At 69.6% G+C, this 9,671-nt stretch carries 8 protein-coding genes; 6 read left to right on the top strand and 2 right to left on the bottom strand.

Annotated elements, in window-relative coordinates; translation table 11 throughout:
* The first annotated feature begins 34 nt into the window (after positions 1–34).
* The 5 genes from hflK to CH341_RS23520 all read left to right on the top strand — a co-directional run bounded on the left by hflK (position 35) and on the right by CH341_RS23520 (position 4,649).
* Positions 35–1,189 (top strand): FtsH protease activity modulator HflK, encoded by a 1,155-nt coding sequence (gene hflK, locus CH341_RS23540; protein ID WP_111421422.1) that lies wholly within the window; start codon positions 35–37, stop codon positions 1,187–1,189.
* Positions 1,186–2,142, top strand: a complete 957-nt coding sequence (gene hflC / locus CH341_RS23535; RefSeq protein WP_111421421.1) for a protease modulator HflC — start codon at positions 1,186–1,188, stop codon at positions 2,140–2,142. The genes hflK and hflC overlap by 4 nt, the downstream gene beginning before the upstream one ends.
* A 73-nt stretch (positions 2,143–2,215) precedes the next feature.
* Positions 2,216–2,407: a DUF2065 domain-containing protein gene (locus CH341_RS23530; RefSeq protein ID WP_111421420.1), complete on the top strand. Its 192-nt coding sequence runs from the start codon at positions 2,216–2,218 to the stop codon at positions 2,405–2,407.
* A 153-nt stretch (positions 2,408–2,560) separates the two neighbouring features.
* Positions 2,561–4,057, top strand: a complete 1,497-nt coding sequence (locus CH341_RS23525; RefSeq protein ID WP_111421419.1) for a Do family serine endopeptidase — start codon at positions 2,561–2,563, stop codon at positions 4,055–4,057.
* Between the two features lie 259 nt (positions 4,058–4,316).
* Positions 4,317–4,649 (top strand): GIY-YIG nuclease family protein, encoded by a 333-nt coding sequence (locus CH341_RS23520; RefSeq protein WP_111421418.1) that lies wholly within the window; start codon positions 4,317–4,319, stop codon positions 4,647–4,649.
* A 166-nt stretch (positions 4,650–4,815) separates the two neighbouring features.
* On the opposite strand, the gene tyrS is transcribed toward CH341_RS23520, so the two are convergent.
* Positions 4,816–6,072, bottom strand: coding sequence for a tyrosine--tRNA ligase (gene tyrS / locus CH341_RS23515; RefSeq protein WP_111421417.1), 1,257 nt, complete (start codon positions 6,070–6,072; stop codon positions 4,816–4,818).
* A gap of 384 nt (positions 6,073–6,456) precedes the next feature.
* On the opposite strand from tyrS, the gene CH341_RS23510 reads away from it, so the two are divergent.
* The gene (locus CH341_RS23510; protein WP_245431216.1) at positions 6,457–8,571 is read left to right on the top strand and encodes a methyl-accepting chemotaxis protein; all 2,115 of its coding nucleotides are present in this window, start codon (positions 6,457–6,459) and stop codon (positions 8,569–8,571) included.
* Positions 8,572–8,603: 32 nt separating this feature from the next.
* On the opposite strand, the gene CH341_RS23505 is transcribed toward CH341_RS23510, so the two are convergent.
* Positions 8,604–9,284 (bottom strand): alpha/beta hydrolase, encoded by a 681-nt coding sequence (locus CH341_RS23505; protein WP_111421416.1) that lies wholly within the window; start codon positions 9,282–9,284, stop codon positions 8,604–8,606.
* Positions 9,285–9,671: the final 387 nt, after the last annotated feature.

Genomic DNA, 9,671 nt, shown 5'->3' with positions numbered 1-9,671 from the left:
GGGGCGCGCCGGCCGGAGAGGAAAGGCAGCATAAATGCCGTGGAGCAATCAGGGCGGTGGACCGTGGGGATCGGGCCCCAAGGGACCGTGGGGAACCGGGCCGCAGTCGACGGGCCCGACTCCTCCGGATCTCGAGGAGCTTCTGCGGCGCAGCCAGGACAAGCTCCGGCGCGTGCTGCCGGGCGGCAGCCTGGGCGGGAAGGGCATCGCCATCCTGGTGGCGATCGCGGTCGTGCTGTGGGGCGTGTCGGGCTTCTACCGGGTCGAGCCGGACGAGCTCGGCGTCGTGATGCGCTTCGGCAAGTACACCCGGGATGCCACGCCGGGCCTGAACTATCACCTGCCTTATCCGATCGAGACGGCGCTCACCCCGAAGGTGACGCGCGTCAACCGCATCGACATCGGCATGCGGGTGGTCGAGGATCTGCGCCGCGGCACCACCATGCGTGACGTTCCGGAAGAGAGCCTGATGCTGACCGGCGACGAGAACATCGTCGACGTCGACTTCTCGGTGTTCTGGGTGATCAAGCCGGCCGGTGGCGCCAGCCAGTATCTGTTCAACATCCAGAATCCCGAAGGCACCGTGAAGGCGGTCGCCGAGAGCGCCATGCGCGAGGTGGTCGGCCGCTCCGACGTCCAGCCGATCCTCACCGGCGCCCGGCAGACCATCGAGACCGCGGTGCAGGACCTGATGCAGCGGACCCTCGACACCTACGGGGCCGGCATCCAGATCACCCAGGTGCAGATGCAGAAGGTCGATCCGCCCTCGCAGGTCATCGACTCGTTCCGTGACGTCCAGGCGGCCCGCGCCGATCTGGAGCGCGCCCAGAACGAGGCGCAGACCTACGCCAACCGCGTGGTTCCGGAGGCGCGCGGTCGCGCCGCCCAGATCACCCAGTCGGCCGAGGCCTATCGCGAGCAGACCGTCGCCGAGGCGCGCGGCCAGGCCGGCCGCTTCAGCAAGATCTACGAGGAGTACAAGAAGGCCCCCGAGATCACCCGCGAGCGGCTCTATCTCGAGACGATGGAGCGGCTGTTCGGCGGCTCCGACAAGATCATCATGGATCCCGGCGCCGGTGCGGCCGGAACCGCGGGCGGCATCGTCCCGTACATCAATCTCGACGAGCTCGGGCGGCGGCATGCGCAGCCACAGGCCCCGGCGCGTCCCCAGACGGGAGCCGCCCGATGAAGACCGGCATCGCAGGCGGCGTCGCCGCCGTCATCATCCTGGTGGTGCTGGTGCTCGGATACGCATCGGTGTTCACCGTCTACCAGACCCAGCAGGCCCTGGTGGTCCGCCTCGGCGATCCGCGGCGAATCGTCACCGAGCCCGGGCTGCACTTCAAGGTGCCGCTGATCGACAACGTGATCTATGTCGACAAGCGCATCCTCGATCTCGAGAACCCGGCCCAGGAGGTGATCGCCTCCGACTCCAAGCGGCTCGTGGTCGACGCCTTCGCCCGCTACAAGGTCATCGATCCGCTCCGCTTCTATCAGACCGTCGGCTCGGTCGAGGGCGCCAACTCGCGGCTCGCGACCCTGCTCAACTCGGCGCTGCGCCGCGTGCTCGGCGAATCGACCCTCACCAATGTCGTGCGTGACGAGCGCATGCAGATGATGGCGCGGGTGCGCGAGCAGCTCGACCGCGAGGCGCACGCCTTCGGCATCAACGTGGTGGACGTCCGGATCCGCCGCGCCGACCTGCCGGAGCAGAACAGCCAGGCCGTCTACCAGCGCATGCAGACCGAGCGGCAGCGCGAGGCCGCCGAGTTCCGTGCCCAGGGCAGCCAGCGCGGCCAGGAGATCCGGGCCCGCGCCGACCGCGACGTCACGGTGCTGGTCGCCGAGGCGACCTCCAAGGCCGAGCAGACCCGCGGCGAGGGCGATGCCACGCGAAACCGCATCTTCGCCGACGCGTTCGGGCAGGACCCGGACTTCTTCACCTTCTACCGCTCCATGCAGGCCTACGAGGCCGGCCTGAAGCCGGGGGACACCCGCTTCCTGCTGCGGCCGGATTCGGAGTTCTTCCGCTACTTCGCCAATCCGACCGGACGCGCTCCCGCCCAGGCGCGCGCCCCGGCAGGGCCGGCGGCCGCCGCGGCATCGCCGGCGGCACCCGCGGCCCCCGCCACCCCGCAATGATCCGGGGGAGCCCGGTCCCGAAAGGACCGGGCTCCGTCGTAGACGGCGCCTGAGCCAGCTTTCGGAACCTTCGATGTCCGCGTTCTTCGTCGCCCTCGGTCTCGTCTTCGTGATCGAGGGCTTGCTGTTCGCGGCGTTTCCGGGGCCGGCCCGCCGCGCCGCCCTCGCGCTGCTCGAGACCCCCGAGCATACGCTGCGGATCGTCGGCGTGGTCAGCGCCACGCTCGGGGTCGCCTTGATCTGGGTGATCCGCCTATTATCCTGAGACGCGACAGGCGGACGAGCCGCCATTCCGCCCCAATCCGTCCGTATTGGCGCGGTCCGTTCGCGGCTTGCGCCGTATGAACCGCGGGCGGGTCGCGCCGGTTGTTCCCGCGTGTCCCACGAGTCCCGCTTCCTCCGAGGAGATCGCCAGGTCATGGCCGGCCTTTCGTTCGAACGCATCCGCCAGGTTCGTCGTCCGCTCGTCGCGGCCGCGCTCGCGGCGGCCCTCGTGGTCGCCGCCGGACCGGTGTCCGCCCGCGGCCCCGACGGCATCGCCGACATCACCGAGAAGGTGATGGACGCGGTCGTCAACATCTCGACCTCGCAGAACGTCCAGGCGCAGGGGAACGCGGTCCCCAGCCTGCCGCCGGGCGCCCCCTTCGAGGAGTTCTTCGAGGAGTTCTTCAAGAACCGCCGCGGCGGCCAGCAGGGCGAGAACGGCCCGCGCGAGCGCGCGCCGCGTCGCGTCAACTCGCTGGGATCCGGCTTCGTCATCGATCCGTCCGGCATCGTGGTGACCAACAACCACGTGATCTCGGACGCCGACGAGGTGACGGTGATCTTCAACGACGGCACCCGCCTCAAGGCCGAGATCCTCGGCCGCGACCAGAAGATCGATCTCGCCGTCCTCAAGGTGACGCCGGACAAGCCGCTCAAGGCCGTGTCGTTCGGCGATTCCGACAAGCTGCGGATCGGCGAGTGGGTGGTCGCGATCGGCAACCCGTTCAGCCTGGGCGGCACCGTCACGGCCGGTATCGTCTCGGCCCGCAACCGCGACATCCAGTCCGGTCCCTACGACAACTACATCCAGACCGACGCCGCCATCAATCGCGGCAATTCCGGCGGTCCGCTGTTCAACCTCGACGGCGAGGTGGTCGGCATCAACACGGCGATCATCTCGCCGTCCGGCGGCTCGATCGGCATCGGCTTCTCGGTGCCGTCCAAGACGGCGGGACCGATCATCGACCAGCTCCGCCAGTTCGGCGAGACCCGGCGCGGCTGGATCGGCGTGCGCATCCAGCAGGTGACCGACGACATCGCCGAGAACCTGAACATCAAGCCGGTGCGCGGCGCGCTGGTCGCCGGCGTCGACGAGAAGGGCCCGGCGAAGCCGGCCGGCATCGAGCCGGGCGACGTGATCGTCCGGTTCGACGGCAAGGACATCAAGGAGATGCGCGACCTGCCGCGCATCGTCGCCGACACGCCGGTCGGCAAGGACGTCGACGTCGTGATCCTCCGCAAGGGCAAGGAGGAGAACAAGGTCGTGAAGCTCGGCCGGCTCGAGGACGGCGAGAAGCAGGCGGCGCTGAGCACGCGCCGCGGCGGCGGTGCGACCGAAGAGAAGTCGGTCGTGCAGTCGACGCTCGGCCTGAACCTCTCCAACATCTCCGACGATCTGCGCAAGCGCTACAAGATCAAGGACACGGTCAAGGGCGTGGTGATCACCGGGGTCGACACCAAGTCGGCCGCGGCGGAGAAGCGCCTGTCGGCCGGCGACGTGATCGTCGAGATCTCGCAGGAGCCGGTGGCGACCGCCGCCGACGTCCAGAAGCGCATCGACCAGCTCAAGAAGGACGGCCGCAAGTCCGCCCTCCTGCTGATCGCCGGCACCGACGGCGACCTGCGCTTCGTGGCCCTGTCGCTGCAGTAGGGGCGGGGCGCTCCACCCCGTCCACGATCCGGGGCCTCGTCCTTCGAGACGGCCGCTGCGCGGCCTCCTCAGGACGAGGTCTTTGGCTGCATGAAGCAGTATCGAGCCGGTCCCGCCACCTCTCCTCATCCTGAGGAGCGGACCAAAGGTCCGCGTCTCGAAGGATGCGGCCCGGGACTGCAGCATGGCTTGCGGCCTGCCGGTTCTCGCCTCATCCTGAGGAGCCCGCGAAGCGGGCGTCTCGAAGGATGCGGCCGCCATGGGCGCGTGGCTCTATATCCTGAATTGCTCGGATGGTTCGTACTATACGGGCACGACCAGGACGGACCTCGAGACGCGGATCGGCGAGCACCAAGCCGGCGCCTTCGACGGCTACACGGCGACGCGACGGCCGGTGAGGCTCGCGTATTCCCAATACTTCGAACGCATCACCGATGCGATCGCGGCAGAGCGTCAGGTCAAGGGCTGGTCACGCTCCAAGAAGGACGCGCTGATCCGCGGTGACTTCGAGCGGTTGAAGGCGGAGTCGAAGCGCCGCTCCTCCGGGCCTCATCCTTCGAGACGCGGTCCTGCGGACCGCTCCTCAGGATGAGGGGAGGGGAATACAGGATGAGGGAGGGGAATACAGGGTGAGGGGAGGGGGATGGCCTCGTTTCGGCGTGCCCTACGGCCCACCCCTCATGGTGAGGAGCGGCCGCAGGCCGCGTCTCGAACCATGAGGCCCGGAGGGGCCTGGCCGAGTTCCGACGGCTTAACGCCTACGCCGCCTTCAGCAGCACGTGCTTCTTCTTGCCGAGGGACAGCTTGATCACGCCGTCGGCGGTCAGGTCGTCGAGGCCGAGCTGCAGCTTCTCGTCGGTGACGGTGACGTCGTTGACCTTGAGGCCGCCGGCCTTGACCTGGCGGCGCGCCTCGCCGTTGGAGGCGACGAGGCCGGTCTTCTCGGCGAAGGCGGTCAGCACGCCGAGGCCCTTCTCCAGCTCGGCGCGCGCGATCGTCACGGTCGGCAGCGTCGCGGCGAGCGAGCCCTCCTCGAACGTCTTGCGCGCCGTCTCGGCGGCCTCATCGGCGGCGGCACGGCCGTGCACCAGCGCGGTCGCCTCGGTGGCGAGCACCTTCTTGGCCTCGTTGATCTCCTGGCCGCCGAGCGCCGTCAGGCGCTCGATCTCGTCGAGCGGCAGCAGCGTGAACAGCTTGAGGAAGCGCACCACGTCGCCGTCCTCGGTGTTGCGCCAGAACTGCCAGTAGTCGTACGGGCTCAGCAGGTCCGCATCGAGCCACACGGCACCGGCCGCGGTCTTGCCCATCTTGGCGCCCGAGGCGGTGGTGAGCAGCGGGCAGGTCAGCGCGTGCAGCGGATGCGTACCCATGCGGCGGCCGAGATCGATGCCGTTGACGATGTTGCCCCACTGGTCGGAGCCGCCCATCTGCAGGTTGCAGCCGTAGCGCCGGGCCAGCTCGACGAAGTCGTAGGACTGCAGGATCATGTAGTTGAACTCGATGAAGGAGAGCTCCTGCTCGCGCTCCAGCCGCAGCCGCACCGAATCCATGGTCAGCATGCGGTTGATCGAGAAGTGACGGCCGACATCGCGCAGCATCTCGATGTAGTTGAGCGTGGTCAGCCACTCGGCGTTGTCCGCCATCACGGCGTCGCCGCGCCCTTCGCCGAAGGTCAGGAAGTTGGAGAACACCCGCTTGATGCTGTTCTTGTTGGCGTCGATCTGCTCGTAGGTGAGCAGCTTGCGCGTCTCGTCGCGGCCGGACGGATCGCCGACCCGGGTGGTGCCGCCGCCCATCAGCGCGATCGGCTTGTTGCCGGTCTGCTGCAGCCAGTGCAGCATCATGATCGAGATCAGGTGGCCGACATGCAGCGACGCCGCCGTGCAGTCGTAGCCGACATAGGCGACGAGCTCGTTCTTCTTCGCCAGCGCATCCAGCCCGGCCGCATCCGACACCTGGTGGATGAAGCCACGGCTCTCCAGGACGCGAAGGAAATCGGACTCGTACGTGCTCATGACCTCGCCCTCGTGACCTCGTCGTCGCTGCGGGGGAAGGCCGGCCGCTCTGAAGGCGGACCGGCGCGGCGGGCGTGGTCCCAGGGACCGTGACCCGGCGCCGGCGGAGGCCCGGCGGCCGCGTCCCCGCATCGTTTGGAGCGGTGGTGTAACAGGTCCGGGGGCGAATTCAAACCGCGGCCCCGGGGCCGGAGGGCCGCGGCGAGGCCGGTGGCGCTTCGAGCGCTCGCTCCGCGTCGCCGATGCCGTCCGTGTCGCCGAACCCCAGTCCATCCGGGTCGATCCTATGGTCAGATGTCGTTAAGCCGTCGCCTCTATCATGGAGGGAGCCTTCCTAGTCGGGCGGCTCCTGTCCGCGCCGGCTCGACGTCTCAGAGAACCCTCATGGCAGCGTCGACGACCCCGGCCGCCCGCGGCATCAAGATCACCACGACTCTTTATGTCCTGTTCGGCCTGTGCGCCGTGATCATGGGCGTTCAGGCGGCCCTCGCGCTGCGCGATGCCTGGACGAACGCCCGCACCACCGCCGACACGGCCGCGATCGCGGTCGCCAACCGGGCGCTGTTCGACGTCATCCAGAACACCGTCGCCGAGCGCGGCATGATGTTCGTGGGACTGCAGGCCGAAGCTCCGGCCGATGCCAGGCTGACCGAGCAGTTCTCGACGTTCCGGAGCAAGGCGAAGCCGGCCATCGAGGCGGTGCTCGACGCCTGCAGCCGGCTGCGCTGCGCCGACGGCGACGTGCCCGGCACGCTGCGGCGCATGCTCGCCGACGTCGTCGCCGTGCGGACCAGGGCCGACGCCGCCGTCCGGCTGCCGCTGAAGGAACGGCCGGCCGGCATCGCCAAGGAATGGTTTCAGACCGCCCTGACCATGGGCAACGAGTACGAGCGCGTCTCGGCCGCCCTGGGCGACCAGATCCGCCTGTCCGACCCGGTGGTCGCCGAGCTGGTCGCCATCAAGGATGCGGCCTGGCTGGCGCGCGCCGCCGGCGGCCGTGAGCGGACCGCCGTCCAGCAGCTCCTCCAGGCCAAGGCCTACGCCCTCCCGCTGCGCGATCAGCGCGTGTCGCTGGGCGGCCAGACGGAAGCGGCGTGGCAGATCGTCAAGGCCCTGACGGCCCGGTCGGGCGTCGCGGCTCCGGTCGCCGCCGCCGTCGCGGATGCCCAGACGAAACGCTTCGACACCTACGCGAAGGCCCTGTCTTCGATCGAGGGCGCTGTCGGCGAGGGTCGCCCGTCGCCGATCGGCAACGACGAGTATGTGCGGATCGCCAACGTCTCGCTCGACGCCCTCGTCACCGTGTCGAATGCGGCCCTGGAGGCGATCATCGCCCATGCCGAGCAGGGGGCGGCGGCCGCCCGGAGCGGGTTCCTGGTCAATGCCGCCCTGCTGGTGCTGGCCCTGGCCGTCGGCTTGACCGGCATCCTGGTCGCCTGGCGGCGGATCGGCCGGCCGCTGTCGCAGCTCACCACCGGCATGCGGGCGCTGGCCGACGGCAATCTCGACGTCGTGCTGGCCGGCGTCGGGCGCGGCGACGAGATCGGCGAGATCGCCCGGGCGGTCGAGAGCTTCAAGGTCCAGGCGGCCGAGAAGGCGCGGCACGAGGCCGAGGCGACGGCGCAGGCGGAGGCGACCGCCGCCGAGAAGCGGCGTCAGGAGATGCACCGGCTGGCGCAATCCTTCGAGGCCGCGGTCGGCGAGATCATCGAGACCGTCTCGTCCGCGGCGACCGAGCTCGAAGCGTCCGCCCGCACGCTGACGCGGACGGCGGAGACGACCCAGAACCTGTCCGCGACGGCGGCCTCCACCTCCGACCAGGCGTCCGCCAACGTCCAGAGCGTGGCGTCGGCCGCCGGCCAGATGTCGGCCTCGGTCGGCGAGATCAGCCGGCAGGTGCAAGATTCGACCCGCATCGCCGCCGATGCCGTGCGGCAGGCGGAGCAGACCGATCGCCGCATCGGCGAGCTGTCGCAGGCGGCGGGCCGGATCGGCGACGTCGTCGCCCTGATCACGGCGATCGCCGAGCAGACCAACCTGCTGGCGTTGAATGCCACCATCGAGGCGGCGCGCGCCGGCGAGGCGGGCCGGGGCTTCGCCATCGTGGCGCAGGAGGTCAAGGCGCTGGCCGGTCAGACCGCCAAGGCGACCGGCGACATCGCCACCCAGATCGGAGCCATGCAGGCGGCGACGAGCGACTCGGTCACGGCCATCAAGGAGATCAGCGGCACCATCGGGCGCATCGCCGAGATCGCCTCGGCCATCGCGGCCGCCGTGGAGGAGCAGGGCGCGGCGACCGGCGAGATCGCCCGCAACGCCCAGCAGGCGTCGCACGGCACCGCGGAGCTGGCCGGAACCATCGGCGAGGTGAGCCGCGGCGCCGGCGAGACCGGGGCGGCGTCGTCCCAGGTCCTGTCCTCGGCGCGCGCGCTCGCCGGCGAGAGCAACCGGCTGGAGACCGAGGTCGACCGGTTCCTGGCGACCGTGCGGGCCGCCTGAGCGGCGGGCGGCGGGCCCGCTTGGGGCGCGGCTTACCCGGTGCGGCGGCCGCGCGGCTCCGGCTTGATGGTGACGGTGGCGAGGCGCTTGTCGAGATAGGACGTGATCGCCTGCATCAAGGGCTCGATCTTGGCGTCGAAGAAGTGGTTGGCGCCCGGAATGACCTTCTGCTCGATGACGATGCCCTTCTGGGTCTTCAGCTTCTCGACCAGGGTCGCGACGTCCTTGTAGGGGACCACCGCGTCGCGCTCGCCGTGCACGATCAGGCCGGACGACGGGCAGGGCGCCAGGAACGAGAAGTCGTAGAGGTTGGCGGGCGGGGCGATCGAGATGAAGCCCTCGATCTCCGGCCGGCGCATCAGGAGCTGCATGCCGATCCAGGCGCCGAACGAGAAGCCGGCGATCCAGCAGCCGCGCGCCTCGGGATTGATGGCCTGCGCCCAGTCGAGCGCCGAGGCGGCATCGGAGAGCTCGCCCTGGCCGTGGTCGAACGAGCCCTGGCTGCGCCCGACTCCGCGGAAGTTGAACCGCAGGACCGAGAATCCGCGGTGCGCGAACGCATAGTACAGCTGGTAGACGATCTGGTGGTTCATCGTCCCGCCGAACTGGGGGTGCGGGTGCAGCACGATCGCGATCGGGGCGTTCTTCACCCGCGACGGGTGGTAGCGTCCCTCGATCCGACCGGCGGACCCATTGAAGATGACCTCAGGCATGCTCGTGAACCTCGTCGTGCCCGGCGGTGCGACGACACCGCCTCCCCAGCCTCGCCGCGGTGCTCTTGACGCCGCCGGCGGGACCCGCCTATCTGTCTACAACGCCTCGAATTTCCGGAATGATCCTGGCCGTTGGACGGCTGTGAAGCCGGTCGGTGGCGCGGCGCAATGGTCTAGCATGATCACCGGGGCAAAAAGCAAGGTTTTCCTTGCCGGTGAGCGGGCGACCGTCGGCGCCCGGGCGGGTCGGCGCATCTGATCCGCGGCGGCACGGCCCGCGTAATCGATCCGAAACGGCCAAATCCTCGAAGAACCCGATGACCGACCGCGTCTATCTCGACTGGAATGCCACCGCGCCGCTGCGGCCGGAGGCGCGCGCCGCCATGC

The organism is Rhodoplanes roseus, assembly GCF_003258865.1.
Lineage (GTDB): Bacteria > Pseudomonadota > Alphaproteobacteria > Rhizobiales > Xanthobacteraceae > Rhodoplanes > Rhodoplanes roseus.
This window is presented reverse-complemented; position numbering and strand designations above follow the sequence as displayed.

Bases quoted from the DNA above. Each gene is read 5' to 3' on its own strand.
- CH341_RS23520 (WP_111421418.1), top strand. From the start codon at position 4,317: ATGGGCGCGTGGCTCTATATCCTGAATTGCTCGGATGGTTCGTACTAT.
- tyrS (WP_111421417.1), bottom strand. From the start codon at position 6,072: ATGAGCACGTACGAGTCCGATTTCCTTCGCGTCCTGGAGAGCCGTGGC.
- CH341_RS23530 (WP_111421420.1), top strand. From the start codon at position 2,216: ATGTCCGCGTTCTTCGTCGCCCTCGGTCTCGTCTTCGTGATCGAGGGC.
- CH341_RS23525 (WP_111421419.1), top strand. From the start codon at position 2,561: ATGGCCGGCCTTTCGTTCGAACGCATCCGCCAGGTTCGTCGTCCGCTC.
- CH341_RS23505 (WP_111421416.1), bottom strand. From the start codon at position 9,284: ATGCCTGAGGTCATCTTCAATGGGTCCGCCGGTCGGATCGAGGGACGC.
- hflK (WP_111421422.1), top strand. From the start codon at position 35: ATGCCGTGGAGCAATCAGGGCGGTGGACCGTGGGGATCGGGCCCCAAG.
- CH341_RS23510 (WP_245431216.1), top strand. From the start codon at position 6,457: ATGGCAGCGTCGACGACCCCGGCCGCCCGCGGCATCAAGATCACCACG.
- hflC (WP_111421421.1), top strand. From the start codon at position 1,186: ATGAAGACCGGCATCGCAGGCGGCGTCGCCGCCGTCATCATCCTGGTG.